Annotated in this window: 25 protein-coding genes and 1 pseudogene; 13 read left to right on the top strand and 13 right to left on the bottom strand. The window is 53.5% G+C overall.

The annotated features are described in order from the left end of the window. Position 1 precedes the first annotated feature (1 nt). Positions 2-973, bottom strand: coding sequence for a TAXI family TRAP transporter solute-binding subunit (locus OM794_RS03625; protein ID WP_226250437.1), 972 nt, complete (start codon positions 971-973; stop codon positions 2-4). A 322-nt stretch (positions 974-1,295) separates the two neighbouring features. Here OM794_RS03625 and csiR point away from each other — a divergent pair, with 322 nt between their 5' ends. The 6 genes from csiR (at position 1,296) to gabT (ending at position 7,924) form a co-directional block, all read left to right on the top strand. After that, complete coding sequence (gene csiR / locus OM794_RS03620; protein ID WP_226250438.1) at positions 1,296-2,015, top strand: DNA-binding transcriptional regulator CsiR; 720 nt, start codon at positions 1,296-1,298, stop codon at positions 2,013-2,015. 103 nt (positions 2,016-2,118) lie between these two features. Further along, positions 2,119-3,297: an acyl-CoA dehydrogenase gene (locus OM794_RS03615; RefSeq protein ID WP_226250439.1), complete on the top strand. Its 1,179-nt coding sequence runs from the start codon at positions 2,119-2,121 to the stop codon at positions 3,295-3,297. A gap of 42 nt (positions 3,298-3,339) precedes the next feature. Then, positions 3,340-4,554: a CaiB/BaiF CoA transferase family protein gene (locus tag OM794_RS03610; RefSeq protein WP_226250440.1), complete on the top strand. Its 1,215-nt coding sequence runs from the start codon at positions 3,340-3,342 to the stop codon at positions 4,552-4,554. A gap of 262 nt (positions 4,555-4,816) precedes the next feature. Further along, positions 4,817-5,626, top strand: coding sequence for an EAL domain-containing protein (locus OM794_RS03605; RefSeq protein WP_226250441.1), 810 nt, complete (start codon positions 4,817-4,819; stop codon positions 5,624-5,626). Further along, complete coding sequence (locus OM794_RS03600; protein ID WP_226250442.1) at positions 5,613-6,551, top strand: diguanylate cyclase; 939 nt, start codon at positions 5,613-5,615, stop codon at positions 6,549-6,551. Before OM794_RS03605 ends, OM794_RS03600 begins: the two co-directional genes overlap by 14 nt. A gap of 95 nt (positions 6,552-6,646) precedes the next feature. Next, a complete protein-coding gene (gabT, locus tag OM794_RS03595; protein ID WP_211595786.1) occupies positions 6,647-7,924 on the top strand; it encodes a 4-aminobutyrate--2-oxoglutarate transaminase in 1,278 nt (425 codons plus the stop codon). Between the two features lie 48 nt (positions 7,925-7,972). On the opposite strand, the gene OM794_RS03590 is transcribed toward gabT, so the two are convergent. The 5 genes from OM794_RS03590 to OM794_RS03570 all read right to left on the bottom strand — a co-directional run bounded on the left by OM794_RS03590 (position 7,973) and on the right by OM794_RS03570 (position 12,890). Next, positions 7,973-8,233, bottom strand: coding sequence for a thiamine-binding protein (locus OM794_RS03590; RefSeq protein WP_226250443.1), 261 nt, complete (start codon positions 8,231-8,233; stop codon positions 7,973-7,975). Positions 8,234-8,242: 9 nt separating this feature from the next. Further along, on the bottom strand, positions 8,243-9,070 hold the full coding sequence (locus tag OM794_RS03585) for an alpha/beta fold hydrolase (RefSeq protein WP_226250444.1): 828 nt from the start codon (positions 9,068-9,070) through the stop codon (positions 8,243-8,245). Between the two features lie 109 nt (positions 9,071-9,179). Further along, positions 9,180-10,226 (bottom strand): DNA polymerase IV, encoded by a 1,047-nt coding sequence (gene dinB / locus OM794_RS03580; protein ID WP_211595785.1) that lies wholly within the window; start codon positions 10,224-10,226, stop codon positions 9,180-9,182. A gap of 43 nt (positions 10,227-10,269) precedes the next feature. Then, on the bottom strand, positions 10,270-11,733 hold the full coding sequence (locus tag OM794_RS03575; protein ID WP_265154263.1) for a protein adenylyltransferase SelO: 1,464 nt from the start codon (positions 11,731-11,733) through the stop codon (positions 10,270-10,272). A gap of 401 nt (positions 11,734-12,134) precedes the next feature. Continuing rightward, positions 12,135-12,890, bottom strand: a complete 756-nt coding sequence (locus tag OM794_RS03570; RefSeq protein ID WP_226250446.1) for an SDR family NAD(P)-dependent oxidoreductase — start codon at positions 12,888-12,890, stop codon at positions 12,135-12,137. A 143-nt stretch (positions 12,891-13,033) separates the two neighbouring features. On the opposite strand from OM794_RS03570, the gene OM794_RS03565 reads away from it, so the two are divergent. After that, complete coding sequence (locus OM794_RS03565) at positions 13,034-13,930, top strand: AraC family transcriptional regulator (RefSeq protein WP_226250447.1); 897 nt, start codon at positions 13,034-13,036, stop codon at positions 13,928-13,930. 57 nt (positions 13,931-13,987) lie between these two features. On the opposite strand, the gene OM794_RS03560 is transcribed toward OM794_RS03565, so the two are convergent. Then, positions 13,988-14,827 (bottom strand): NAD-dependent protein deacetylase, encoded by an 840-nt coding sequence (locus tag OM794_RS03560; RefSeq protein ID WP_226250509.1) that lies wholly within the window; start codon positions 14,825-14,827, stop codon positions 13,988-13,990. 124 nt (positions 14,828-14,951) lie between these two features. Here OM794_RS03560 and OM794_RS03555 point away from each other — a divergent pair. After that, positions 14,952-16,123 (top strand): annotated as a pseudogene (locus tag OM794_RS03555) (UbiH/UbiF/VisC/COQ6 family ubiquinone biosynthesis hydroxylase). A 138-nt stretch (positions 16,124-16,261) separates the two neighbouring features. On the opposite strand, the gene OM794_RS03550 reads toward OM794_RS03555, so the two are convergent. Next, positions 16,262-16,939: a DsbA family protein gene (locus OM794_RS03550; RefSeq protein ID WP_226250449.1), complete on the bottom strand. Its 678-nt coding sequence runs from the start codon at positions 16,937-16,939 to the stop codon at positions 16,262-16,264. 103 nt (positions 16,940-17,042) lie between these two features. Continuing rightward, positions 17,043-17,957, bottom strand: coding sequence for a cation diffusion facilitator family transporter (locus OM794_RS03545; protein ID WP_226250450.1), 915 nt, complete (start codon positions 17,955-17,957; stop codon positions 17,043-17,045). A gap of 246 nt (positions 17,958-18,203) precedes the next feature. Here OM794_RS03545 and OM794_RS03540 point away from each other — a divergent pair, with 246 nt between their 5' ends. Then, a complete protein-coding gene (locus OM794_RS03540; protein ID WP_226250451.1) occupies positions 18,204-19,397 on the top strand; it encodes an E22 family MetX-like putative esterase in 1,194 nt (397 codons plus the stop codon). 124 nt (positions 19,398-19,521) lie between these two features. Here OM794_RS03540 and OM794_RS03535 read toward each other — a convergent pair whose 3' ends face one another. Next, positions 19,522-20,265 carry an ArsR/SmtB family transcription factor gene (locus tag OM794_RS03535; protein WP_226250452.1) on the bottom strand — a complete coding sequence of 248 codons (744 nt, stop codon included), beginning with the start codon at positions 20,263-20,265 and terminating at the stop codon, positions 19,522-19,524. Between the two features lie 113 nt (positions 20,266-20,378). Here OM794_RS03535 and OM794_RS03530 point away from each other — a divergent pair, with 113 nt between their 5' ends. From OM794_RS03530 to OM794_RS03520, 3 genes are all read left to right on the top strand, one after another. After that, positions 20,379-20,726, top strand: a complete 348-nt coding sequence (locus OM794_RS03530; protein WP_226250453.1) for an NIPSNAP family protein — start codon at positions 20,379-20,381, stop codon at positions 20,724-20,726. After that, on the top strand, positions 20,723-21,070 hold the full coding sequence (locus tag OM794_RS03525) for an antibiotic biosynthesis monooxygenase family protein (protein WP_226250454.1): 348 nt from the start codon (positions 20,723-20,725) through the stop codon (positions 21,068-21,070). Before OM794_RS03530 ends, OM794_RS03525 begins: the two co-directional genes overlap by 4 nt. A 441-nt stretch (positions 21,071-21,511) precedes the next feature. Continuing rightward, positions 21,512-22,033 (top strand): NADPH-dependent FMN reductase, encoded by a 522-nt coding sequence (locus tag OM794_RS03520; RefSeq protein WP_226250455.1) that lies wholly within the window; start codon positions 21,512-21,514, stop codon positions 22,031-22,033. Between the two features lie 177 nt (positions 22,034-22,210). Here OM794_RS03520 and OM794_RS03515 read toward each other — a convergent pair whose 3' ends face one another. Further along, on the bottom strand, positions 22,211-22,864 hold the full coding sequence (locus OM794_RS03515) for a DsbA family oxidoreductase (RefSeq protein WP_226250456.1): 654 nt from the start codon (positions 22,862-22,864) through the stop codon (positions 22,211-22,213). A gap of 99 nt (positions 22,865-22,963) precedes the next feature. Here OM794_RS03515 and OM794_RS03510 point away from each other — a divergent pair, with 99 nt between their 5' ends. Further along, the gene (locus OM794_RS03510) at positions 22,964-23,386 is read left to right on the top strand and encodes a hypothetical protein (protein WP_226250457.1); all 423 of its coding nucleotides are present in this window, start codon (positions 22,964-22,966) and stop codon (positions 23,384-23,386) included. A gap of 54 nt (positions 23,387-23,440) precedes the next feature. Here OM794_RS03510 and OM794_RS03505 read toward each other — a convergent pair whose 3' ends face one another. Both OM794_RS03505 and OM794_RS03500 read right to left on the bottom strand, forming a co-directional pair. Next, positions 23,441-24,403, bottom strand: a complete 963-nt coding sequence (locus tag OM794_RS03505; RefSeq protein ID WP_226250458.1) for a ribonuclease Z — start codon at positions 24,401-24,403, stop codon at positions 23,441-23,443. Positions 24,404-24,650: 247 nt separating this feature from the next. After that, on the bottom strand, positions 24,651-26,942 hold the full coding sequence (locus OM794_RS03500; RefSeq protein WP_226250459.1) for an AAA family ATPase: 2,292 nt from the start codon (positions 26,940-26,942) through the stop codon (positions 24,651-24,653). Between the last annotated feature and the right edge of the window lie 10 nt (positions 26,943-26,952).

Genomic DNA, 26,952 nt, shown 5'->3' with positions numbered 1-26,952 from the left:
GTTACGGACGCAGACGATCCGGGATCTCAGCACCGACTTCTTCAAAGTAGCGTATTGCGCCCGGGTGCAGCGGTACGGGGGTTGACTCCATGGTGAACTCAACGGTGGTATCGTTAGCTGCTGGGTGAACCGCGATCAGCTCATCGGTGTTTTCAAACAGCAGTTGGGTCAACTGATACGCCAACTCTTCGTCCATATCGGCATTGACGACCAGCACGTTGGGAATACCGATGGTCTGAACAGCTTCGTCCATACCGTCATACATACCCGCAGCTAGCTCGTAGGGTGCAAATACCGCTTCTTCTTCCTGGGCATTGGCCACTTCTTCATCAGACAGGCCGATCAGGCGAATATCGCGGGTGGCTGCCAGATTAAGAATCGAGCTGGTCGGCGGCCCAACGCTCCAGAAACCGGCATCGATATCGCCATCGCGAATGGCATCAGCGGTTTCGTTGAAGTTAAGGCGTTGGGGAGTGAAGTCCTCATAGCTAATACCATTGGCTTCTAACAGCGCGCGGGCGTTTAGCTCGGTACCGCTACCCGGTGCACCAACAGAGACGCGCTTGCCAGCCAAGTCAGCGATGGATTCAATATCTGATTCTGCCAGGGTGACCAGCTGTACGGCGTTAGGGTAAACCGAGGCAAGCGCACGGGTGTTTTCAATCTGGCGACCTTCAAAGTCATCCGTGCCGGTATAGGCCTGGTAAGCGGTATCTGCGAGTACCAGCGCTAGGTCAGCATCACCGCGCATGATCAGCCCCATATTCTCAACCGAGGCACCAGTGACTTCGGCGGTCGCCTGGGCGCCTTCGATATGGTTGTTGATCATTTCGGCAAAACCGCCACCGATAGGGTAGTAAACGCCACCGGTACCACCCGTCGCGATTGAGAGCTGTTGAGCGCTTGCTGGAAGCGCAACCGCTAGCACAGATGCGGCGGCTGCCGTGGTGTATAGAGAGCGTAGAGTTCGCATGAGCGTTTCCTCTGTCCTGCTTGGACTTATAAGTATGGTTGACGATAAAGGAAGTGCTAAATCCCTGCTTCGGCTTGCCAACAACAGCCAACCTGAAGCGGTGAAGGAGAAGTTAGCACGGCTAATGCGTTAGATGCTAATAGGAGGTTATCAGCGCTGCAGAGGCGTGACCTCCTAGCCGTTGAGTCAAAAAGCGACGTATTAACCTCATGAAACGCTGCATAAATATCTTACACTATGCCAAATTGTTAATATTTATTGATAATGACCGTCAATTCCCGCCTCACCTTTATTATTGATTCTGCACAGGAGCCACACTGCTATGGAGCCCGGTTTTAAAGCGGAAACCAGTCAGGAGAGAGACGCGCCGCGGCAAAATCTCGCCATCAGCGCCTACCGTCAACTCAAGCATGACATCATTCGCGGCCGCTATGCGCCGGAACAGAAGCTCTTGATGAGCCGCCTGAAAGAGCAGTACGGCGCCAGTACCGGACCACTGCGGGAAGCACTCTCACAGCTGGTCGCTGACCGCTTGGTGGTGGCCATTAGTCAGCGCGGCTACCGGGTAGCGCCAATGTCGCTGGCCGAACTCAACGACATTTATGACGCCCGCGCACAGCTCGAAGGGCTGATCCTGCGCTTGGCTATCGAACGCGGCGACGATGAGTGGGAAGCCACGGTGCTGGCCACCGCGCACCGGCTGGCCAAGGTTACCGACATCAACACCCCCGACGACCTGCTCGACATCTGGGATCAGCGACACAAAGCGTTCCATACCGCCATTGCCAGTGGATGCAACTCCCCTCACCTGCTGCAAATGCGCAATACCCTGTTTGATCAGGTGGAGCGTTACCGCCACCTGTGGCTACAGGAAACGGTGATGTCGTCTAAAGCGTTAGCGCTTAAACGCCAGGAGCATGCCGCCCTGGTGGAGGTCATTCTAGCTCGTGACACCGCCCAGGCTGACACCTTAATGCGCGACCATTTGATGACCCCAGTGCCGATTATCACTCGTGTCCTCGAAGCACGAGGTATTAACTAAATTCTGCGTTTTAAAAAAATGTAGATATTTTTAAAAAACGGCGATACATTGGCTGCAAGCTATTTTGCCTCTATTCCTGACCACTTTCCGAGGAATCCACGCCATGACGCATTTCAACTGGGACGACCCGCTACTTCTGGAACAACAGCTCACCGATGAAGAGCGCCAGATTCGTGATGCGGCCTACGACTACTGCCAGGAAAACCTTCAGCCCCGCGTGCTGACCGCCTTCCGTGAAGAGCGCTTTGACCGCGAGATCATGACCGAAATGGGCGAGCTTGGTCTGCTCGGCGCCACCGTATCCCCCGAGTATGGCGGTGCAGGCGTTAACCATGTCGCTTACGGTTTGATTGCCCGTGAAGTCGAGCGCGTGGACTCTGGCTATCGCTCCGCCATGAGCGTGCAGTCATCGCTGGTGATGTACCCCATCGAGACTTACGGTTCTGAAGAGCAGAAACAGAAATACCTGCCCAAGCTTGCCAGCGGCGAGATGGTCGGCTGCTTCGGTTTAACCGAGCCCGATCACGGCTCCGACCCCGGCAACATGATTACTCGGGCGGAAAAAGTCGACGGCGGCTACCGCCTGACCGGCGCAAAAATGTGGATCACCAACAGCCCGATTGCTGATATTGCCGTGGTCTGGGCGAAATCAGCGGCTCACGACAATCAGATTAAAGGCTTTATTGTTGAGCGCGGCACCGAAGGCTTCACCACCCCCAAAATCGAAGGCAAAGTCTCGCTCCGCGCCTCGATTACCGGTGAGATCGTGCTGGATAACGCCTTCGTTCCCGAAGAGAACCTGCTGCCCAACGTTAGCGGCCTTAAAGGCCCGTTTGGCTGTTTGAACAAAGCGCGTTACGGCATCGCCTGGGGCGTGATGGGTACCGCGGAGTTCTGCTGGCACGCAGCGCGTCAATACACCTTAGACCGCAAGCAGTTTGGCCGCCCGTTGGCCGCCAACCAGCTGATTCAGAAAAAGCTCGCCGATATGCAGACCGAGATCACCCTGGGCCTGCAAGCCGCATTGCAGGTGGGTCGCTTGATGGATAGCGGCAACTGGGCACCGGAAATGGTCTCGCTAATCAAGCGCAATAACTGTGGCAAAGCGCTGGATATCGCCCGCCAGTCCCGCGATATGCACGGCGGTAACGGCGTTTCTGATGAGTACGGGGTTATTCGCCATATGGTCAATCTGGAGTCGGTGAATACCTACGAAGGTACCCACGATGTGCACGCACTGATTCTGGGTCGTGCTCAGACAGGCATTCAGTCGTTCTTTTGATCACCGCATTTTGACCACTTGTCACTTATTAACGGAGCCCCTATGAGCGAGCTAACCAAACCACTGGCCGGTATTAAAGTACTCGATATTTCCCGTGTGCTGGCCGGGCCTTGGTGCGGCCAAATGCTTGCGGATATGGGGGCGGACGTGATCAAGGTTGAACGCCCCGGTAGCGGCGATGACACTCGCCACTGGGGCCCTCCTTGGCTCGCGGGCAGCGAAGAGTCGGCCTATTACCTATGCGCTAATCGGGGTAAACGCTCGCTAACCGTTGATATGGCCAAGCCCGAAGGCCAGGCGGTGATTAAACAGCTGGTCGCTCAATCAGACGTGTTGATAGAGAACTTCAAGGTCGGCGGCCTGAAACGCTACGGCCTGGATTACGCCAGTTTAAAGACGCTTAATCCCAGGCTGATCTACTGCTCCATCACCGGTTTTGGCCAGGAGAGCCCCTACGCTCATCGCGCTGGTTACGACTTTATGATCCAAGCCATGGGCGGGATCATGAGCCTGACCGGCAAACCTGACAACGAGCCAGGCGGCGGGCCGGTAAAAAGCGGCGTCGCCTTTACCGATATTTTCACTGGGCTGTACGCCGCCAATGCGATTTTAGCGGCGCTTTATCAGCGCCGAGATAGCGGCCAGGGGTGTCATATTGATATGGCACTAATGGATGTCCAGGTGGGGGTACTCGCCAACCAGGCGCTCAACTACCTAACCTCTGGCAATGTGCCTCAGCGGTTGGGTAACGCTCACCCTAACATCGTGCCGTATCAGGCGTTTGCCACCCAGGATGGCCATATGATTATGGCGGTCGGCAACGACGAGCAGTTCAAACGTTTTTGCACGGTGCTTTCGCTACCGGCATTGGCGGAAGATCCTCGCTTTGCCACCAACGGCGCTAGAGTTAATAACCGCACGCTTCTCGTACCGCAATTGGAAGCGGCATTAGCCCAGCGCAGCACTGATGAGTGGCTAGCCGCCTTTGAAGCCGTTGGCGTCCCCTGTGGCCCGATCAATACGCTGGATCGGGTATTCGACGACCCTCATGTGAAAGCCCGCGGACTCAAGCAGACCCTGCCCCACGATCAGGCGGGTCAAGTGGATCTGGTCGCCAACCCTATCCGTTTTAACGGCGCCCAGATGAGTGCCACCACAGCACCGCCCCATCTGGGCCAGCACACTGAAAGCGTACTAGAGGAACTTGGCATTACCCTCGAACAGCGCAAAGCACTGCGCGATGCCGGGATTATTTAGCAACGCCAAGAATTACTCTTCCCCTCCTTAGCGCCTCACCCGGCGCTTTTTTTATGCCGTTAAGTGCCGCCGGGGTTGCGAGCCAGTAGATAAAGAGCAATTGGTTAGTACTTCACAGCAAATAGCTATACAATACCTGTACAAAAAACAACTCAACATATAAGCTGGTTAACGTTGAATGCTTCGATCTAGGCTTGAGGCATTATGCTTTCTCATATGATGACATTAATAGCGACATACGATCCCCTACCCAGGAGCAGCTATGAGTCAGTGTGCCCGCGTTAATGACCGTTGCAAACGCTGTGAAGGCGACTTGCCCTTCGAGTTCACCATGGCTTTTCAGCCCATTGTGGATCTGACGCTGGCGAAAATCGTTACCTACGAAGCACTGGTGCGTGGCCCACAAGGTGAATCCGCCTGGAGCGTTATTTCACAAGTCACGGATGATTTGCTGTATCGCTTTGACCAAGCCTGCCGGGTGAAAGCGATCGAAATGGCCAGCGCACTGGATATGCAAACCGACCTCTCGATCAACTTCTTACCCAACGCCGTTTATGAGCCGGAAGCCTGTATTCAGGCGACGTTAGACGTTTCCAAGCGCGTGGGCTGGCCCACCCGTCGACTTATTTTTGAGATTACCGAAACCGAACGCGTCCGTGACCGGCAGCATCTATGCAATATCATTGATGCCTATCGCTCCATGGGTTTTAAAACGGCACTGGATGACTTTGGCAATGGTTACGCCAATTTAGACTTACTCACCGATTTAACGCCGGACAAGCTCAAAATCGACCGTGAGCTGGTGATGAACTGCGATAGCGATTGTCGCCGCCAAGCGCTGTTAAACGCGATTATATTACTGGCAAAAGAGCTGGGTACAACGCTGATTGCCGAAGGCGTAGAGACCCGCGCAGAAGCGCTTTGGCTGGCCCGCGCCGGTATTGTTCGTCAGCAGGGTTTCTATTTCGCCAAACCCGCAATTAACTCCTTGGGCGCCGACATCACTCCCCTATTAGTGGGCTTAAAAAGTGAAGCAGAAAGTAGTTCAGGAGCGGTGAATGAAAGAGATTAGCCCCGATAAGCTCTACCAGCTTTTTAACCGCTCACAGCGCAATACGTTCAATGTTATTAAGACCGCTCCCATAGGGATCTGCATTACCGATTCCAAGGGCTTTTTTGAAATGGTCAACCCCGCCTACTGCGAGTTTTACGGCTACCGCGAAGATGAGCTTATCGGCCAACATTTTACACTGGTCGTCCCCGAGGCTTACCGCACACGTCTCTCGAAGCTCCATGATGCGTTTATCTTGGGAAGCGAGCATCAAGATCATCGTCAAGAGTGGGAGGTACGCTGTAAAAATGGTGAAGCTCGCACCATTATTGCCGAAGCTTCCCGCATTGAGGGAGATGACGGCGTACCACATAAAGTCACTTATATCGTTGATATTACCCAGCGAAAACGGTTGGAAGAGCGCCTTAAACAAGCCAATGAACGCCTGGAATATATGGCTCATCACGATGAACTCACAGGACTTTTAAATCGTCGTCAAGGGCTTAAACGCCTGGAAGAAGAGCTTGAACGCTGCAAACGGTATGGCAGTGCGTTAAGTATCGCGATGTTTGATTTAGATGAATTCAAAACAATCAACGACACATACGGCCACAGTGTCGGCGATGACGTGCTTCTGGAAGTCACGGAAGTTGTTAACCAACACCTGCGCTCGACTGACGTACAGATGCGCTTGGGTGGAGAGGAGTTTCTGATTCTCATGCCCGAAATCGAGGCGGAGTCAGCCTACATTGCAGTGGAACGTATCCGCCAGCGCGTTGCCGAAGTATCCTATTCCAAACATAAACTCAACATCACGCTATCAGCGGGCATCGCCAGTTACGCTGAAGCATCCAGTACGCGGCTACTTGATCGTGCCGACAAAGCGATGTACCAAGCTAAACAGACGGGGCGTAACCGTGTTGTCATTGCCTCGTCATCCCCGTAAGCAACGTTACTTATTACCACCATCAGCCCCCCTATCAGGCACCACTATTAAGCACTATGCTAAAAGATCAATCCTCATCAATTAGGAAGTAAGCCATGAGCAGCAATGCCGAACTGAACGAGCTAAAACATAAATACGTCGCTGCTGGCGCCGCAAGCCCCGCAACGGCGTTCGCCGACCACGCTGAAAACGCTGAGATTTGGGACGCGGACGGTAACCGCTTTATCGACTTCGCGGGCGGCATTGGCGTACTCAACGTAGGCCACCGCCACCCCAAAGTGGTCGCGGCGGTAAAAGCACAGCTCGATAAGTTGATGCACACCTGCCAAACGGTCATGCCTTATGAAGGCTACGTGAAAGTCGCCGAGAAGCTCAGCCAGATCGTGCCGGTGCGTGGCCATGCCAAAGTCATGCTGGCCAACTCGGGTGCGGAAGCGCTGGAAAATGCGGTCAAGATCGCGCGCGCGGCCACTGGGCGTTCCAACGTGATCTGTTTTGATGGCGGCTATCACGGTCGTACCTTCTTCACCATGGCCATGAACGGTAAAGTGGCGCCTTATCAGAGCGACTTCGGCCCGATGCCGGGCACCGTTTTCCGTGCGCCCTACCCGGTGCCTTACCACGGTGTTAGCGAAGACGAGGCCATTCGCGGCTTGAAGATGACACTAAAAACCGATGCCAACCCCAAAGACACCGCAGCCATCGTGCTTGAGCCGGTGCTGGGCGAAGGCGGTTTCTACCCGGCCTCTACCAGCTTCCTGACCAAGGTTCGCGAAATCTGCGATGAGCACGGCATGCTGATGATCATCGATGAAGTACAGTCGGGCTTTGGCCGTACCGGTAAGATGTTTGCCATTGAGCATAGTGGCGTTGAGCCGGACATTATGACCATGGCCAAAAGTATGGCCGATGGCATGCCGATATCTGCCATTGTAGGCACAGACAAGGTGATGGACGCTTCAGGCCCCAACTCGCTGGGCGGCACCTACACCGGCAGCCCCACCGCCTGTGCGGCAGCGTTGGCGGTCATGGAAGTATTTGAAGAAGAGAACATTCTGGAGAAGAGCCAGGCCCTGGGCGACAAGTTGGCCAAGCGCTTCAATCTGTGGGCCGACAAGTTTGATTGCATCGACAACGTGCGCAACATGGGCGCCATGGCGGCATTTGAGCTGGTGTCGAACAAGGCCGACCACACGCCTAACCCCGAGCTCGCTGCCGCACTGTGCAAGAAAGCCCGGGAAGAGGGCTTGATCCTGCTCTCCTGCGGCATGTATGGCAACACCATCCGCTTTTTGATGCCCGTCACCATTCAAGATGATGTGCTCAATGAAGGGTTGGATATTATTGAGTCTTGCCTGGATTCACTGGTGTAACACCATTTGAACCGAAACAAACGCCGCCCAATCGGGCGGCGTTTTGGTTTAACGAGGCCGACGATCGCCTTCCAAAAAGTTAGCCGTAAATACCGCTTTGCCATGGGTCTCAAACGACCACTTCATCACCTCGCTTAACGCTGCCATCACGGCATCGAACTCGCCAAATACCTGAGTGCTCATACGGTTGGGGTGTACTTCCAATCCCGTTGCCTCAAGACGTTTCACCACCTCTTTCACCACCTCTTTGACCACCGGCTTGAAGTCATCGGCCAGTGGGTAGTAGCTAAGCTGTACGGAAAGATACATAACGCCTCCTTACGCTGTGTTTGATGCTCTGCTAGCGGCAGACAATCGCTGCCAAGCAGACAAAATAGCGGCACGGGTCTCATCTGGGTGCTCCATAGGAAACATATGCGTGCCAGGGACTTCACTGACCGATAAGCCCTTTCGCTTCAAACGCTTGATCCGCGAAGCGGTCAGCAGATGAGACTCTTTTCCCGCCACCAGCTCAAGCGGCACACCCAAACGTTTCGGTAGGCGCGAAAGGTGATCGGGCAGATGGCGGAAAATCTCCACCTCAATCTGCGGATCAAAGGTCAGTTGCGCACTGCCGTCGTCTAACAAACGCGTCCCTGCTTCAATGTAGTCGTTGAGTGCCTCGGGGGTAAAGCGGCGAAACAGACCACGGCGACCCAGCGAGCTTGCCATCGCTTCGCGGCTCGGCCACACGGTGCGCCGGCCCAAGGTTTTACCTGCGGGTGTGACGCGGTCTACAAAGCCAAACCGCTTGGCAGCTTTCATTGCCCAGGCATCGGTGCCCAGCATCAACGGGGGATCAAGCATGATCACCCCGCAGAAGCGCTCAGGCTGCTTATCGGCGGCCATGGCCATCAAGGTGCCACCCAGCGAATGCCCCACACCCAACAGCGGCGTATCGCTTTCGGGTAGGTAGCTCAGCAACTCATCAACCAGGTTGCCCCAGTTGTGGTTCACCGGATAGTCAGGGTGGTGCCCCAGGCGATCCAGAGGATGGAGGTCAAACATCTCTGCCAGTGGATTTAGCAGGCTGCGATAGCTCAACCCTGGGAAACCATTGGCGTGGGCAAACACTAAAGGGGGACGTGAAGCGGCATCGACAGACATAGCGGGGCTCGTGGGTGGCCAAACGGAAAATGAATTATTCAAACTATCATACGTCTGTTTTAACGTGCTCCCGACACGTGGTCAATCGGGCAAAGGGTTAACAGGCTAATTAAAACAGCGACAGTTGATGCTCTTGGCTGTTTTCCGCCAGCCGGTAGCCCACACCCAGCAGACGCACGGGCCGCTCGCCTCTGGCCCAGCCAACGTTAAGCAGTGTTTCAAACTGCTCGAGGTTAGGCGCGGGGTCGGCGTGTTCGACGGTGGTTTGGGTAAAGTCGTTGAACTTCACTTTTACGATCAACCCGCGTACCGCCAGGGGTGGATCAAGCCGTGCGTAGCGACGCTCTAAATCCTCAATCAGCGCTGGTAACTCACTGCGGCAGGCATCCAGGCTGGGTAAATCCTGAGAATAGGTCTGCTCGGTGCTAATCGACTTACGCTCGCGGTGGGTTTTCACCGGGCGTTCGTCGCGCCCCCAGCTTAGCTCGTGCAGCCGCCGCCCAAAGCGGCCAAAATGTTCGACCAGTTCCGTTAGCTGGCGGCTACGCAAATCGGCGCAGGTGTGGATATCCAATCCCGCCAGCTTTTCCGCGGTGCGTGGGCCAACGCCATGGATTTTTTTCACTGGCAGTTGCTGCACGAAGCTGTCGACTTTGTCCGGCGTGATGACGCAGAGGCCATCAGGCTTGTTCCAGTCGCTGGCGATCTTGGCCAGAAACTTATTGGGCGCCACGCCTGCCGAGACAGTGATGCCCACTTCGCGGCTCACCCGTTCACGGATTGCTTCGGCCATGAGTGTCGCGCTGCCGTGATGCTGGGTGACCTCCGAGACATCCAGGAAGGCCTCATCCAGGGAGAGCGGTTCGATCAGTTCAGTCACATCGCGATAAATGGCGAAGACCTGACGGGCGACCTCTTTGTACTTGGCCATATCGCCACGAATGACGGTTAGATGCGGGCAGCGCTTGAGCGCTTGGCCCATGGGCATCGCGGAGTGAATGCCAAACTCACGGGCAGGATAGTTACAGGTGGCAACCACCCCGCGCTGCTCGACGCTACCGCCAATGGCAATCGGTATCTCTCGCAACGCGGGGTTATCACGCATTTCCACCGCAGCATAAAAACAGTCACAGTCGCAGTGAATAATCTTGCGCACTGGCTACCCGCCTAACTGTAAAAAACACAGTTTAGCATAGGCGCTATGTACCACAGAAGGTTCTTAGCACCTGCTCATTTTCCGTTGCAGGCGCTGCCAAACGGCGCGCTTCAACCGACTCATCGAACGGCTTGGTCACTACTGCCAATAACGTATGGAAAGGCGCAAAATCACCGTCGTAAGCGGCATCAATGACTTCTTGAACCCGATGGTTGCGAGGAATAATGACCGGATTGGCGTGACGCATGGCAGTGAATCGTTCGCTATCTTGATTGGCCACTTGCTCGTGTTGCCAGGTATCCAACCAGGTTGATAATTCATCAGGCTGCGTCGTCAGCGCCAGCAGCGCCTCACGGTGCTCATCACTCGGCGAGGAGGCGTATTGGGTGAGCGCATCAAAGGTGGCCGTCATATCCATCCGGCCCTGATGCATCTGAATTTCCAACGCTTCCATAAGTGGCACGGCCTGGTCGCTGCCTGCTGCAAGGCCAAGTTTATCGGCATGCAGGCGACGCTGTTCGGCGCTGAACAATGGCTCAAAGCGGCGAATGGCATCGGTGGCCTGCTCCACCAACGTCTCTCCTTCTTCATTCATTAACGGAAGCAGCGTTTCGGCAAAGCGGGCCAGATTCCACTGGGCTATCGCCGGTTGGTTGTCAAATGCATAGCGCTTACCCTGATCGATGGAGCTATAAACCTTCTGGGGATCAAACTGCTCCATAAAGGCACAGGGGCCGTAATCGATGGTTTCCCCAGCGATGCTGCAGTTATCGGTATTCATCACGCCGTGGATAAAGCCGACGCTCATCCAGCGGGCAATCAACACCGCTTGGCGGGCGACCACTGCCTCCAGCAGCGCCAAATAAGGGTCTTCGGCGCTGGCGGCTTCCGGGTAGTGACGCTCAATGACATGATCTGCCAGCGCTTTTAACGCCTGCTCGTCACGGCGAGCAGCAATAAACTGGAAGGTGCCCACGCGAATATGACTGCTGGCCACGCGGGTAAACACCGCCCCGGGCTCGGCCATTTGCCGCACTACGCGCTCTCCACTAGTCACCGCAGCCAAGGCCCGAGTGGTGGGAATGCCCATGGCGGCCATGAACTCGCTGACCAAATATTCACGCAGCACCGGCCCAAGCGGCGAGCGGCCATCGCCACCGCGGGAGAACGGCGTGCGGCCGCTGCCCTTTAGCTGCACATCGCGGCGCACGCCGTTCTGGTCGATCACTTCGCCCAGCAGCAGCGCCCGGCCATCGCCCAACTGCGGCACAAAGTTGCCAAACTGATGGCCCGCGTAACCTAAGGCCCCCGGCTTGGCATCGGGCATGGGCTGGTTGCCGCTGAACCACTCAGCAAGCGTGGCTGAGTCAGGAATCTCTTGAGCGCCCAGCTCATGGGCAAGCGGCGCATTGAACGCGATCAGCGCCGGGCTGGCCACCGGCGTCGCTTGGGTGGCGATCCAGAGGGGTTCCGGTAAGGTGGAATAGAGATGTTCGAATGGCAGCACGATAAGCTCCGCTTTATGTGGCAATGGCTATCTAATACCCTAGCATTCTACTCAACTAAACGCCGAGACGATGTTGCCAAACATGCCAAATGTTAAAAACAGCCAGCTAACGCCCCTCCCCCGTGATTTCTATAATCGCGACACGCTTGAAGTGGCGAGAGACATGCTCGGTTGCTGGCTGGTGCGCGAACATAACGGCGAGCAGATGGCGGCAAGAAAGCGCGCTAGCGCCTTTGCAGGTACCCCACAGAAGCCACACCATAGAAAGTGGCGGCACACTGTCATTCGCTGTTACAACCCATGCTATAGATACTTGCCTCTTCAATGAAGCGAGGCCGCAGCACGGTGGTGCAGAGGCCTCTGGCGAAGCTATTTTCTTAGCTTTAGAAATGTATCTTTAATCAGATATTTTGACCACCGGACACTTCAATCCGCTGCGCATTAACCCAGCGATTTTCAGCCCCAAGCAGACTGGCGACCACCGGACCAATATCGTCGGGTACGCCGACACGGCCAAGGGCCGTCATGCTAGCGAACGCGTCGTTATAATCTGGCGTATCACGTACCGCACCACCCAAAAAGTCAGTCTCAATCGCACCTGGGGCAATCGTGTTTACAGTAATGCCGCGGCTACCCAACTCTTTGGCCAAATAAACACTGAGTACTTCGATGGCACCCTTTGCTGCAGAATAGGCTGAGAACCCCGGGAAGGCGGCACGCGTTAGACCGGAAGAAAAGTTCACGATGCGTCCGCCATCGGTAAGCAATGGGAGAAGCGCTTGAGTCAGGAAGAACACGCCTTTGACATGAACATTGAATAGCAGGTCGAATTGAGCTTCTGTCGTCTCGGCAAAAGGCACCATTTCACCATGCCCCGCGTTATTAACAAGATGGTCAAAGCTGTCTCGCCCCCATTTAGACTTTAACGCCGAACGGACACTTTCGACGAAAGCGGGTATGGCATCGATCTCGCTAACGTCGAGGGGCAGCGCAACGGCTTTACGCCCCATGCTTTCAATTTCAGCTACAACGGCGTTTGCGCCCTCAACGCCACTGCGATAGGTGAGGATGACATCGCCGCCATGGCGGGCAATATTGATAGCAGTATTACGGCCAAGTCCGCGGCTGCCACCGGTAATAATTGAAATAGTCGTCATGAAAAGCTCCTGTGCTGGTGAGCATTGTGCCCATCAGTACTATCGCCGACACGCTCCTATTCTTGTTGCTGGATACTCGGCACCTTTTGCCTATTCCTCCAACAATGTTGCGAGACGAAAGGGTAGCGCTTAATGTTTAATTCATGAATGAAAACCTACTTGAGACAGTGCACCGATATGCAGAGGCACGCGTTGGTTCGACGACCAGCGTTACTCAAACACCTATCCCTGGTTTGACGATTATTCGTCAGACTAGGCCTACTGCATTACACTTCAATATAGACAAACCATTGGTGGCCATGGTGCTTCAAGGCAGCAAACGAGTCATCATGGGAAACCGCACTTATGACCTTGGTGCAGGCGAGTCCCTCGTGATTACCGCTGACGTCCCCACCGTTAGTCAGATCACGCGGGCTAGTATTAAAGCCCCCTACCTCTCGCTCGTACTTGAACTTGATCCCACCGTCATTGAGGATCTTGCCGTTGAGATAGATGCCAGCTCGCTAGACACCGATAGGCCCGTCCGTGTTGATACAACAGAGAGAGACGTTTCTGACGCTGCATTGCGCCTAATGCGTCTTATTGAGCGCCCAGGATCATTGGCTATACTCCAGAATCAGTTAATTCGAGAGCTACATTTTTGGCTGATGACAGGACGCCATGGCGCTGCAATTCGGCGCCTTGGTGTTGTTGGCAGCCACGCCAATCGCATTGCACGCGCGGTGTCATTCATCCGTCAACATTTTGCTGAGCCGCTCCGCATAGAGCAACTGGCAGAAACCGCCGGTATGAGCCTATCTTCGTTTTATGAGCATTTCAGATCCATCACTTCCCTGACGCCTCTCCAATTTCAAAAACAGCTCCGTTTGATCGAGGCTCGTAGGATGATGTTGTCGAAGGGAGAGATAATCAGCCACGCGGCTTACGCAGTTGGTTACGAGAGTGTCTCGCAGTTCACGCGCGAGTATAGCCGTCTGTTTGGATTGCCCCCAGGACGCGATATAAAAAACATCAAAGCGCGAACGCAGTCAGTGGCGTAGCCAGGCTCTTATTTCTCTTGCGACAAGCAATTGATCCCAAAGGGGTTACAAACAGTGCTAAGTATCCTGCAAACAGCGAACAGCCTGCTCCAGCACCGGTGTTAACGGCGCCCGCCACTGGTGGGTTAACAGCGCATCGGCCCGGGTCACACCGAGGGAAAGCGATGCCAGCGGTATGCCCCGATCATGGGCGGCGCGGCAGAAGCGGTAGCCGGAAAACACCATTAATGAAGTGCCTACTGCGAGCACTGCATCCGACTCAGCTAACGCTACCTGCGCGGCCAACCGCCGTTCGGCGGGCACCACATCGCCGTAAAACACCACGTCAGGTTTAAGAATGCCGCTACAGCGCGGGCAGTCGAAAATATGAAAGCTGCTGAAGTCAGTCTCTAAATCGGCGTCGCCATCCGGAGCGTGTCCCGCCTGCAAACCTGCAAAGCTAGGATTCATACGCGCCATTTCGGCATGCATGGCGTGGCGCATCATTTGATAGTCACACACCATGCACTTCACCATATCTGCCCGGCCATGCAGGTCGATCACCCGGCGCGAACCGGCGCGCTGATGCAAGCGGTCAACGTTTTGGGTCACCAACTGCTGGATATACCCCTGGGACTCCAGCGCGGCCAACGCGCGGTGCGCGCCGCTGGCTTGGGCTTCGCGCATGGCGCTAAAACCGATCAGCGCGCGGGCCCAGTAGCGCTGGCGAACGTGATGAGAACTCATGAAGTCGCCATGCTGCACCGGGGGTGGCCGCTTCCACTGGCCATCCGCATCACGATAGTCCGGAATGCCGCTGTCAGTACTCACACCGGCACCGGTAATCACCCACAGTTTGGGGTGCTGCTGAATAAACGCCGCCAGCTCCTCTCCCGCCTGAGCAATGCTTTCTGCCATTTCCACGGCCTGCGTCAATCGTTCACCTCTAGGCAATGTGGTTCAAACTCAACGATACTGTATAGCAACAGCGGGCCATGCAACGCGCCCTTTAACGGTTATTGTGCACCCAGGAGATACTCTTATGCAGCACGATCATGACATTATTATTGTCGGTGGCGGCATGGTGGGCGCCGCCCTGGCGGCCCGTGTGGGTCATGCTGGCTTCTCCGTCGGGCTGGTGGAGCAAGGCGACATCCCTGCTGAACCTAGCGGTGACTATGACCTGCGCATTTCATCGCTAAATGCACGCTCGTTAGCCTTTGTTAAGGCCAGCGGCACAGCGCTGCCGGAAGAGCGTAGCTGCCCGTTTCGGCATATTGATGTCTCCAACCAGGACGGCACCGGCCACTCGCTGTTTTCCGCTCAGGATAGCGGCATGGATGATTTCGGTATCTTTATCGAAAACCGCACGCTGCAGTATGCCTTATGGCAGCGCTTGGAACAGTTGCCCAGCGTCACCTGCTATACCCAGTGCGCGCCATTAAGCACGATCACCTCGAGCACTGGCCGCCTGCTGGAGCTGGATAACGGCAAAACCCTCAGCGCCCGCTTAATCGTCGGCGCTGACGGCGCAAAATCGACCCTGCGTGAGCTAGCAGGGATCAGCGTTAGCAGCTACGACTACCACCAGCGGGCCATGATCATTAATGTGGAAACCGAACTGCCCCAGCAGGATGTCAGTTGGCAGGTTTTCACCCCCACGGGCCCCATCGCCATGCTGCCCCTGCCTGGCCACCGCGCTTCCCTGGTGTGGTACGACACCGAGCAAGCCACCCAAGACCGTGAACAGCTGGACGATGAAGCGCTGAAAGCAGCGATTGAAATGGCCTTCCCCAAACGCCTGGGTAACCTCATCCGCATCGTCGCCCGGGCCAGCTTCCCCATCAAGCGCCAGCACGCCCACCGCTATATCGGCAAACGCCTGGCGCTGATTGGCGATGCCGCCCACGTGGTGCACCCGCTGGCAGGCCAGGGATTAAATATCGGCCTACACGACGCCGACACCCTGGCCGAGATTATCATTCAGGTCGCGACCCCGGTGACTACCTCAACCTACTCCGCTTTGAGTGTCAGCGCCGCGCGGCTAACCAGGCGATGATTGCCGCCACCGACAGCTTCCACCACCTGTTTACCGGCGCCAAGCCGCTGCGCCAGCTAGGCGATTTAAGCCTGCAGTTGGCCGAGCGCTTTCCGTTCGCCAAGCGCATGATGATGCAGCAAGCCAATGGGTTGAATCCGTTTAAAATGCGCTGAGTCTCGTTTGGGCCGACACCGCTTTACATGCATACAGCCAAAACGGCAGGCCAAGCAACCGACGATGGCATTAGCTTCAGCCGCGAGGACAGCCCACAGCTTCTCCTCGCGGGTGGCGGCGAAGCCACCGGCGCTGCATCACTGGCCATCCTCTGCTTCAGAGGTCGCCTGTACATGTCTCTCTACGGCATCAATCAGCGCTTGCATACCAAAGGGGTCTAAAGGTTCGCCATTGATGAAAAAGGTCGGTGTTTGGCGAATATGGTTTGCTCTGACATCCGCCATGTCTTGGTCGATCACCGCCTGTACGTCAGCAGAGATAAGTTGTTCCTCGGCAGCCGCTCGATCAAGACCCGCTTCGCTGGCGATATCCAGGATAGCGGATTCATCAAAACTGCCATGAGATGCCCACTGCTCCTGGCGAGCCAGCAGTGCTTCCAGTACCGGTTCGAACACCCCCTGACGACGCGCGACTTCCAACACACGAATGGCCTTATCAGATACGTCGCCGTGGAAAGGCGTGTAGCGCACGATTAGCCGCACTTTTTCCGGATAGGTTTCCAGAATACGTTTGGTAAGTGGGTAGAAGGCGCGGCAGGCTTCACAGGCTGGGTCGAAAAACTCAACAATCGTCACTGGCGCGTCTGCTTGCCCCAGGATTGGGGAGTGTGAACGCATCAAGGAACTATCGGCCTGGGCACCATTCTCACTGGCCGCCTCAGCTTGCATATCCAAGAGTGCAGGTTTTGATACCATCACGATGGCAGCCGTTAGCATCAACGTCCCCGCAAGCATAAAAGACGTTTTTTTGAACATTTTTCTCTCTCTGTTTAAAAGGTGTAGTTAAAAAGCCAGGTCGGGACGCTACGGCATTTAGCCAAATGGTAAATAGGCATCTAAACGAGCGTGCTTTGGCCTGTTACTCATGCCCATAAAGGTTGGCATCCTGATGCGCGTGATCAACATGCTCAAACTCCAAGCTGGAATGGACAATGTTGAAGCGCTTTTTTAGCTGATCTTTGATCGCTGCTTTCACTGATTCAAGCCGCTGCCAACCTGCTTCCGTCATGACCACGTGGCAATCAAGGGCGGCCGCATTTTCCTGCATCTGCCACAGGTGCACATGATGAATATCCTGGACACCCTCGATGTTCCGTACGGTTTCAATGACGCCTTGCCCGTCAATGTCAGGCGGAGATCCCAGCATCAGCGTGCGGATAGGGCCACCAATTTCTGAGAAGGCTAGGTAAAGAATATACAGCGCAATCCCTATCGTAATGGCGGGATCTACCCAACGCATGTCGTACAGCAAAATCAGTGAGCCACCGACGATCACGGCGATAGAGGCTAACGCATCGGATAAGTTGTGCAGAAACAGGGCGCGGATATTGACGCTTTCTTTCTGCATCGACCAAGTGAGCATGGCGGTAAGTGCATCGATCACCAGTGCGACGCTACCAATGATCACAATGATCCACCCCTCTATTTCAGGGGGATTTATCATGCGCATGGCGCCTTCATAAATCAGATAGACGCCGACGATAATGAGCGTGGTGTAGTTAATGAGTGCTGCCACTATCTCGATGCGGCCATAGCCAAAGGTCATGTGCGCATCGGCGGGCCGTCTAGCGATTTTGCGGGCGGCAAAGGCAATGACCAGCGCGGCCATATCAGAAAAATTATGCAGTGCATCCGCGATCAGCGATAGGCTTCCCGAAATAATGCCACCGACGATTTGGGCGACGGTTAAGAGCCCGTTCGCCCAAATGGCAATACTGACACGCCGGTCACCAGAGGCAGGATCCATGTGGACATGGCCATGATGATGTTCCATCTATTAATCTCACTTAGACTATTCGATTCCATTACTATAAAACCTCTAGCCACTAAAGCTTCAATCCCCGGACGCTGCCTATTTACACCACTAAGGGAAATACGCCTAATCGACTTCCGCCTCAAACGCATAATGACGTGACTGAATCCATTTAAAATGCGCTAGGGCCTACTACGCTGAGAGGATGGCCGTCTGCTGCGGCCTAAAACAATCACAACTACCCCTCTCTTAAGGTAAAACAACCCAATGGCATCTAAACGACAAACGCTGTTCACAACCATACTATGTTCCAGCCTTGGCCTGCTCTTGGCCTCTCCCCTTTGGGCTTGGGATGGCGTCGTAGAGAAGCAAACCTTCGAAATGGAGAGCTTCACCACCCAGGGCGGCGAGACAATTCCCAACGTGACAGTGGGTTGGGAAGCCTACGGTGAATTAAACGACGCCCGCGATAACGCCATTCTGATTACCCACTTCTTCTCAGGCACCAGCCATGCGGCAGGCCGCTATGAAGCAGATGGCGAACCCACCGGCTACTGGGACGCGATCATCGGCCCCGGCAAGCCACTGGATACCGATGAGTACTACATCATCTCCTCAGATACCCTGGTCAACCTCGGCGCCAATGATCCCAACGTCACCACCACCGGGCCTGCCTCTATCAACCCTGACACCGGCGAACCCTGGGGTATGGACTTTCCTGTGGTGACTATCCGTGACTTTGTCGAGGTACAGCGCGAGCTACTTGAAAGCCAAGGTATTGAAACGCTGCATGCGGTAATGGGTGCCTCCATGGGTGCACTGCAGGCGATTGAGTGGGCCAGCGCCTACCCTGACCGGGTCGAGCGCCTGATACCCGTTATCGGCGGCGGCGTAGCCGATCCCTGGCTGCTGGCCACGCTAAGCGCCTGGGCAGCGCCGATTCGGTTGGATGCCAACTGGAACGAGGGTAACTACTACGACGGCGAGCCCCCCACCGACGGCCTAAAGGAAGCACTGAAGCTGGTCACCCTAAACGCCAACCACTGGCAGTGGGCCAACGAAACCTTTAACCGCGACTGGGCCGATGAAGAGCGCGACCCAGCTCAAGATATCAACGCCCGCTACGCGATTGAGCAAACGCTGGATGATATCGCCGCCGCACGCGCCGCCACTTCTGATGCCAACCATCTGCTCTATCTGGTGCGCGCCAACCAAACCTTTATCGCAGGCCATGGCGACTCGTTGGAGGAAGGACTTGCCGCTATCGAGGCGCCCACGCTAATGCTCTACAGCGAAGACGACCTTGTCTTTGCCCCGGAAGGCGTTCGGCGCACAGCGGAGCTAATTGAAGCAGACGGCACTGAAGTGACGCTTGAAACCCTGGATGGCAATCGAGGCCACTTGGATGGCGTTGTTTCTATCGACCAGGCGAGTGATACGTTGCGGGCATTTTTGCAGTAAAGAGTGGAAGCGCTGGCCTCCCTGGGAGCCAGCGCGCTAACTCAATAGGATGCTCGAACGTGTCCAGAATCCTCCCAACCGAGATATGCAAAACTACATCCTCAAGTCAGTGGATAAATATTGTCTAGGTTAACTGCGTAGCCGTGCCGGTGGCAGCAGGTTGTTGAGTGCGGGCCGGTAGCGCGCTTGGCGTTGCGAACATTGCCCATATTGCCTTCTCACCCTTGGCGCTGAACACAATGGCCCGGGAATTCTCCGCTCGCTTCGCCCAGCCAAGCGCTTCTATACGGTTGAGAAACGCGGCGCCGAGGGCCCCCGCCAGATGGTCTTTGCGCTCACTCCAATCGAGGCATCCCCTACAAAATGAGCGTTTTGAAGACGCAACTTCATCTGTATCGATGCCTAATTGCTGAAACCAAACGCGCCCATACTCGGTGAGCTGCAACCCTCCCGAGTGCAGTTGAAAAATACCGGCCTGGAGCATCTGCTCATATACCCATACACCCAACTCCCCAGCAAGGTGGTCGTAACAGACACGAGCCTTACGGAGGGCGGGGTCACGCGGCCCGGTAACAAGATGGATACCTTCGCTTCTGACAGCGAGGCCCATCAGCGTCTCCAGGAGTTCAGCCACCTGCGTGCCCGCAAGCCTAAAATAGCGGTGGCGGCCCTGCTGCTCAACAGTCACAAGCGCTTCGTCCAGCAGCTTGCCCAGATGAAAACTCATGGTCTGCTTGGTAACACCGGCCATATTGGCCAGTTCAGTTGCGGTCAGCGCACGACCGGACATTAAGGCGCAAAGCACCTCCGCCCGAGCGTTATCGGCGATAAGTGCGGCGACACGCACAATGTTAGGGCTTTCACTCATCGTTCGATCCTGGTCGAACCACTCGGGGTGGTAATTCCCTATCTTTCATATTCGCCTTTCACGTTAGCCCTTTACATTAGCTTTCCGCATTAAACTTCCAAGGAGATAACCCCATGAGTATAACCTGCGTCATCCGCTACGAGATCGATCCCTTCCAGCTCAGCACCTTCAAGCAGTACGCCGAGAACTGGGGGAAAATCATACCGCGCTGCGGTGGCCACCTTATCGGCTACTTCCTTCCTCATGAGGGCACAAACAATGTTGCCTGGGGCCTAATTGCATTTGAGAGCCTGGCTGCCTATGAGGCCTACCGAGCGCGACTGAAGAGTGACGATGAAGGCCACGCGAACTTCACTATGGCCCAAGAGCGCAGGTTTATCCTCAAGGAAGAGCGCAGCTTCGTCGAAGTGGTGAACGGCACGCTGGGAATTGAACCCCTCAACATGGGGGGTGCTTTATGATCGCCGTGATATTTGAGGTGCTTCCCAATACGAACCGAAAACAAGACTACCTGGATACAGCTAACGCTTTGCGCCGACACCTGGAAGAGATCGACGGTTTTATATCGATAGAGCGCTTCGAGAGCCTTACGCAGCCTGGAAAAATTCTTTCGCTCTCTTTTTGGCGGGATGAAGGAGCCATAAGACAGTGGCGGACACTCGAACCTCACCGATCTGCCCAGAAAGCGGGTCGGCAGACGATCTTTGCCGACTACCGGCTCCGCGTCGCCACCGTTATCCGAGACTACGGGATGAACGACCGGCGCGAGGTGCCTGAGGATTCGCTTCAAGCACACCCATCATAGATCGGAGCGAGCTTTCCTTTCGCCGCCGATTGCCCAACGCTTTTACGTTCATCCTCCTAAGCTTTGTCTGAAAAGTCGGCGAGCGAAGGCCAGACAAGGCAAAAATTGACGAACAGACGGAGTTTACGTGGTGTAAATGAGTACTTTGAGCCGATTTTTAACGCCGTATGGTCGAGCGCAGCTAGTTTTCAGACAGAGCCTAGAGCCCAATTTGTCCCCATCAACAAGCGTGACACGGGTATGGTTCGGGAGCTCTTCAAGCTCAAATAAAATGCCTATAAGTTTATTTTTCACACCTCTTGACCTCAACCTAACTTGAGGTTTCAGAATAGCCTACGTCAAAGCCAACTCAAGCTTATTGCTTCAGATAACATTTTATTAAAACGTGTAGCTAAAAACCAAACCAACGCTCTTGAAAAAAGCAATTCAGAGGACTTTAAAATGAAAGTACTTGCCTTCGGCGCTAGCAACAGCAAAAGCTCCATTAACAAAAAGCTGGCCTTTTATGCAGCACAACAGATCAAAAACGCAGATATTTCGTTAATCGACCTTAACGACTTTGAAATGCCAATATTTAGTGAAGACAGAGAAAAGGAGTCTGGCATCCCTGAATTGGCGCATGCTTTTTATAATGCTATCGGTGAGGCAGATGTCATTGTCATGTCATTCGCAGAACACAACGGATCCTATACGTCAGCCTATAAAAATCTATTTGACTGGACATCACGAATAGATATGAAAGTATTTCAAAATAAACCCGTTCTTATGCTCTCTACCTCCCCTGGCCAAAGTGGGGCACAAAGTGTTTTAGCTTCCGCACAAGCGTCAGCGCCCTATTTTTCAGCAACCGTTATAGGTGCGCTTTCCTTACCAAGCTTTTTCGACAACTTTGATTTAGAGCAAGGTGTCGTCACTAATCAGCCATTTAACCGAGACTTAATGGGCCTGTTGAGTAACTTTTGATTTTATCTATTTTGGGAAAAAACCGTTTACAGGTTCGCACCCTCAGGCGCTATAGATACTTATAGCGCCTGCCATCACCAGTTACATAACCGGCATAAAGCGGAGATTGTGCACCCGCTGCGAGGCTGGGTTCTGAACAGCTAGCACTAACCTCATTTCAGTTCGGCGCCTATAGGGCTAGCGGTTGGCGTTTTCCTCGGCCACCTGGCGAAGCGCATCGACCAATACGTCGGCGGGCTGAGCACCCGAGACCAGATAGCGTCCATCAAAAATCAATGCCGGTACGGCGTTTACCCCTGCCTCCATAAATCGCTGTTCTGCTGCTCGAACTTCTTCCGCATACTGATCCGACCGAGCGATGGCCTCGGCAGTATCGCCGTCCAGCCCCACCTTAATGGCCTTCTCGCGCAGAACCGCTGGGTCGGCAGGATTTTTCGCTTCACCGAAGTAGGCATCAAACAGGGCCAACTGCAGGGGCGTTTCCAGGTTTTGCGTTCCGGCCCACACCAGCACGCGGTGGGCAGCGAAGGTATTGTTCGCCCGGCGCTCCAGGGCACCACGGAAATTTAGCCCAAGCTCCTCGGCCACCGCCATAATCTCGCGCTGGGACTGCGCCATGCTGGCAGCATCCTTGCCGTACTTGCGGCATAGGTGCTCTAGGATCGGCTCGCCCTCGGGCGGCATATCCGGGTTCAGCTCAAAGGGCTGCCAGACCAGCTCAACGTCGATCTCGCCATCCAGTATCTCTAACGCTTGCTCCAGGCGCCGATAGCCGATCGCGCACCACGGGCAGGCGACATCGGACACTAGGTCAATTCTTACCTTTTGCATTTTGTACATCCCTTCGACATATCCCAAAATTCGATCAAGCTAAAGAAAGTATGTTACGTGTATATAGTGAGTAACGGCAGTACTGGTAAGGAGACAGCCATGGAAAAAGCAGCGTTAGCGTTAAGTACCCTATTACTTATCAGCGGGTGTGCTCAAAACAGCAACCCCACCACATCAGGCGCGCCGGACTCAGGTGCGTCAACCGAGCACAGCGAGCCCCACCACCAGATAACCGATCAATGGGTTGGTCGATGGACTGGCGTAGAAGGATTATTCCTGGACATCAGCAAGAACGAGCCTGCAGGCCCCGGCCACTATCTGCTTGAAATGCAGTACGGCCTGGATGCAGATCAAAGCGGGACATACGAAGGCCAAGCAACCGCCGAGGGCATTCGCTTCAGCCGCGAGGACGGTCAACACCTGCTTCGCGCTGGCGACGGAGAAGCCACCGGCATGAAGTGGCTATTGGAAAAGGAAGATTGCTTAATAGTCGCAACAGGTGAAGGCTATTGCCGCGACTGATCTGCGCGACTGACCTTCGCGAAAAGCACTCAAGGAGCGGCGGGATGAAATCGGCTATTCGCCCGCCATTTCAGAAAAGTGGCCCGCTTTATCCAGGGTGTATTCACTAAAATCCCGCGCCAGGTAAAGCGAGCCCGAATAGGCGCGCAGGGCCTCTTGGCGGATCTCCTCAATGGAAGGCGAGGCAAGGGGGTGGAGCTGGTAACGGGGGCTAAAGTGCGTCAGCACTAGGTTGGGCAGTTGTGCTGATTCGGCAAACACCGCGACAAGCTTGGCGTAGCTATGCCCGACATCACTGGCCTTCTGGGCCATCTCTTCGGTGTAGGTGGCTTCGTGCACCAGCACCTGTGCCCCTTCGCAGGCATCCCTCAACAAGTCAGGCTGGTCATTGTCACCTGCGATCACTATTTTCCTGGGCTTGTTTTTGAAGATCAAGAAGTCATGGCTTTTTAACTGCTCGCCCGCGAACTCAATATCAAACCCTTGCTTCAACTGCCCCCACATGGGCCCTCTCGGAATGCCTTTTTGGGTCAGCTTTTCAATGTTTAAATCAGCGTCGACCTTTCGCTCCGTAAATCCATAAGCATAGGACGGCGCCCGGTGTGAAAGCCTGAACGTGGTAACCGCCATGCTTTCAAACTCAACGCTGGGCAGCTCGTCCGAGTCGATAAACTCCAAAGCGAAAGGTAAACATAGCTGCGTGACCTCACAGGTGGCCTCCAACCATGCCTTGATGCCTGCGGGCGCCACAATGGACAGTGGCGCTTTTCGGCCACCCATTCCCGCACTCGCCAGTATGCCCGGCAGCCCATAGCAGTGGTCGCCGTGCACGTGGGTAATAAAGATGGCTTTCAGCGAATGAAACGACAGCTTGGTGTGCAAGACCTGATGCTGAGTGCCCTCACCGCAATCGATCAGGTACCAGCCCTTCCCCTTGCTCTCGCGCAAGGCGATACCGGAGACGTTTCTGGTTTTGGTGGGTACGCCGGCGGAGGTTCCAAGAAACAATAAGTTCATAGTTTGATCATGATCTCGCTTATTCACTCGCTTTAGGGCTAAGGCACCGGATTGTCAGTTAGCTAAATTTAAACAGTAGTGCTTTTACAATGAACATCAGGCGTACATTAATGCAATTGAGGTCTATATATACTGCAAACTTGGCGGATACAGCTGGTGATTATAGCATTTAGTATCAAACCAATAACGCCGCGCTCTGCGTGAAATTTGTGCGACAGCAGCACTTTGTTATACGCTTCACTCTGCATCAGGTTACAACATCCACCATTTCTTGATAGTGCTTTTCGTCCAGTTCTTTAATCCAGTCAAAAATATCGGAAATAACAGAAAAACCTTCACCAATAAGGTTTTCAACGAAGTCTTCATTTGTTTCGATCAGGTCATTATGTGAATATTCGTTGATGAACTTCCGTATCTTCTCTTTGCCTTCATCTTCTGGGTTCACACTGGCTGAAACAGCTACATTGAATAGATTGGCAAAGTTGCCCCGATTTTTGGGAAACCTGAAGGATAAAAAGGCTTCCAGTAATTTGCGGGATAGATTAGCTGCAAGAAAGTGATCATCCGTTTCGAGGGCTTGCTTGTTCTTTAATGAATGCAGCCGTGAAAATATGTAGTGATATTCCGAATTATAAAGCGTCAATGCTGGTTCAGCATCCGCATATGTTGAAGCCCTTGGTCTTTCGTTGTTCGCTTTTACCACATAGAAATTTGCTATATTTTTATTGTCACGCTGATTCTTTCTAGAAATCCAGTCGCGAACCAATTTGAAGAACGTAAAATTGTGGGTCAATACAAATAATTGCTTTGCTTTCTCGCAATTCATTTTCATAAATGAATATGCGTGAAAAAGATGGTTTGAGTCGAAACTTGAAATAGGGTCGTCTACAACAACAATTGTGTTTTCAATATTGTTGCCGTTTTCCTTTAGCTTGGTAATAAAATAAACAAATGCAATGGCTGTCTTTTCACCTTCGCTCAAATTACCGTCAACAGGATCGGAATTATTACGGAGTATTTCATAGCCTTTTTTTACCGGGTTGAAACGAAGGGTTAATTCACTGCGACCAAGGAACTTATGAAGTGATTCATTAAACTGATCAGCGCCTAACCCTTCATTTGATAGCGAATCTTCAAGGCTTCGAATCTCACTGTTTCGATTGATTATATTTCCCTTTAACGCATCATTCGCGGCTGCACGGTCAACAACTTCCTTTTTCTTTTCGTGGTAACCGAAAGACTTAACTTCTGTGGTTGCATAGTGAAGTTCAAGCTGTTTCTTAGCGTTATCTGTTTCTTCTTTGAAGTTTCCCGACTTGTGGTTGTGCTTGCCAACAGCTGCGCCAATCGCTGTCATAGCGTCGTTAAAAGCCTTTATCGCAGATAAATTAATGGCTTCGATCGTAAAATCAGTTTCAAGCGGATTTTCGGTCTTCTCTTGCAGGGCCGTGTGCCAAGATGATATTTCTTCATTGAGGTCTGTGGTAGCCTTTTCCAAGGCTGTACAGGCTTCGCTGTACTCCTTTTTGATTTCTTCGTAAAAGTCGCTTTCTGCTGGCAGTAAAGGGGCTTGAATGTATTGACCTACTAGCCAACCATCAGCTTTCACAAGTCTGTCTTGAAAGGCTTTGTAATCGTCATTGAAATGGGCTTCAAGTTGTTTGGTGCGTTCGTCGCTAATGGTATGACCACAAAATTCACACTCGTTTGTATCGTGTCGCTTGTGAAGATCAAGACCAGTTTCAACCCAAGTTTTTATATCACCATGTTCAACAAGTCGTTGAATGGTTTTACTGACCACGCTGGTCTTCAGAAGATCATCAAGGCGTTCTTTTGCTTTGGTGAATGTTTGCTGTTTAATGGTCTGTTGTGTGAAGGTAATCGGGGTCTTCTGGTCTGGTTTAGCCGCATTGGTTAACTCGATAATTTTATCTTCATTAAGAAGCGGGTCACCTGTCTTCGTGACTTCAATATTTGCAGTAACAAACGCTTCAAATTTTCGTTTATCGTAATTTAAGTAATAGCGATCCGTTGTATCAATTGACTGAAGGCTTGTCTTCATGTGTCTTGCGCTATCAGTTCCAAATTTTGATACCGCGCCGTCAAGCTTTTTAATTTCTTCTGATTCTTTGCCATGCGCTTGCAAATCTATCTTTTGCTCTTCCTTCAGCTTCTCCAGTCTTTCACGCTCTTCAATCTTCGCTTTGTCTATAAGCAAAATACTTTTAACTACGCTATTCCATGAAATATTTTCGTCAATGAAGTCCTGATTAAAAGTGTAGATATTAAGATCTGATTCAGCGATGTTTGCATGGGTAATCGCCGTTCCGCCATCAACAATTATCGTAAATTCAGATGAAGGAAATTTAACTGGACTAATTTTATTTTCGATGCAACGAAAAACACCAGAAAGCGTAGACTTACCGCTTCCGTTCCAACCATAAAACAGGTTGTACCTTCCAAAATCTTTGGCATTGGCGTTTGTATGATTCAGAAAGATACCAAACTGCTTTAATTTTTGTATATTTTTTATTGACATAACATCCCTT

This window comes from Halomonas sp. BDJS001 (genome assembly GCF_026104355.1).
Classification (GTDB): Bacteria; Pseudomonadota; Gammaproteobacteria; order Pseudomonadales; family Halomonadaceae; genus Vreelandella.
Note: the sequence above shows the minus strand (reverse complement) of the source record. Positions and strands in the feature narration are given on the sequence as shown.

Excerpts from the sequence above, each read along its gene's own strand:
- OM794_RS03625 (WP_226250437.1), bottom strand. The coding sequence starts at position 973 with ATGCGAACTCTACGCTCTCTATACACCACGGCAGCCGCCGCATCTGTG.
- csiR (WP_226250438.1), top strand. The coding sequence starts at position 1,296 with ATGGAGCCCGGTTTTAAAGCGGAAACCAGTCAGGAGAGAGACGCGCCG.
- OM794_RS03615 (WP_226250439.1), top strand. The coding sequence starts at position 2,119 with ATGACGCATTTCAACTGGGACGACCCGCTACTTCTGGAACAACAGCTC.
- OM794_RS03610 (WP_226250440.1), top strand. The coding sequence starts at position 3,340 with ATGAGCGAGCTAACCAAACCACTGGCCGGTATTAAAGTACTCGATATT.
- OM794_RS03605 (WP_226250441.1), top strand. The coding sequence starts at position 4,817 with ATGAGTCAGTGTGCCCGCGTTAATGACCGTTGCAAACGCTGTGAAGGC.
- OM794_RS03600 (WP_226250442.1), top strand. The coding sequence starts at position 5,613 with ATGAAAGAGATTAGCCCCGATAAGCTCTACCAGCTTTTTAACCGCTCA.
- gabT (WP_211595786.1), top strand. The coding sequence starts at position 6,647 with ATGAGCAGCAATGCCGAACTGAACGAGCTAAAACATAAATACGTCGCT.
- OM794_RS03590 (WP_226250443.1), bottom strand. The coding sequence starts at position 8,233 with ATGTATCTTTCCGTACAGCTTAGCTACTACCCACTGGCCGATGACTTC.
- OM794_RS03585 (WP_226250444.1), bottom strand. The coding sequence starts at position 9,070 with ATGTCTGTCGATGCCGCTTCACGTCCCCCTTTAGTGTTTGCCCACGCC.
- OM794_RS03570 (WP_226250446.1), bottom strand. The coding sequence starts at position 12,890 with ATGACGACTATTTCAATTATTACCGGTGGCAGCCGCGGACTTGGCCGT.
- OM794_RS03565 (WP_226250447.1), top strand. The coding sequence starts at position 13,034 with ATGAATGAAAACCTACTTGAGACAGTGCACCGATATGCAGAGGCACGC.
- OM794_RS03560 (WP_226250509.1), bottom strand. The coding sequence starts at position 14,827 with ATGGCAGAAAGCATTGCTCAGGCGGGAGAGGAGCTGGCGGCGTTTATT.
- OM794_RS03550 (WP_226250449.1), bottom strand. The coding sequence starts at position 16,939 with ATGTTCAAAAAAACGTCTTTTATGCTTGCGGGGACGTTGATGCTAACG.
- OM794_RS03545 (WP_226250450.1), bottom strand. The coding sequence starts at position 17,957 with ATGGAACATCATCATGGCCATGTCCACATGGATCCTGCCTCTGGTGAC.
- OM794_RS03540 (WP_226250451.1), top strand. The coding sequence starts at position 18,204 with ATGGCATCTAAACGACAAACGCTGTTCACAACCATACTATGTTCCAGC.
- OM794_RS03535 (WP_226250452.1), bottom strand. The coding sequence starts at position 20,265 with ATGAGTGAAAGCCCTAACATTGTGCGTGTCGCCGCACTTATCGCCGAT.
- OM794_RS03530 (WP_226250453.1), top strand. The coding sequence starts at position 20,379 with ATGAGTATAACCTGCGTCATCCGCTACGAGATCGATCCCTTCCAGCTC.
- OM794_RS03525 (WP_226250454.1), top strand. The coding sequence starts at position 20,723 with ATGATCGCCGTGATATTTGAGGTGCTTCCCAATACGAACCGAAAACAA.
- OM794_RS03520 (WP_226250455.1), top strand. The coding sequence starts at position 21,512 with ATGAAAGTACTTGCCTTCGGCGCTAGCAACAGCAAAAGCTCCATTAAC.
- OM794_RS03515 (WP_226250456.1), bottom strand. The coding sequence starts at position 22,864 with ATGCAAAAGGTAAGAATTGACCTAGTGTCCGATGTCGCCTGCCCGTGG.
- OM794_RS03510 (WP_226250457.1), top strand. The coding sequence starts at position 22,964 with ATGGAAAAAGCAGCGTTAGCGTTAAGTACCCTATTACTTATCAGCGGG.
- OM794_RS03505 (WP_226250458.1), bottom strand. The coding sequence starts at position 24,403 with ATGAACTTATTGTTTCTTGGAACCTCCGCCGGCGTACCCACCAAAACC.
- OM794_RS03500 (WP_226250459.1), bottom strand. The coding sequence starts at position 26,942 with ATGTCAATAAAAAATATACAAAAATTAAAGCAGTTTGGTATCTTTCTG.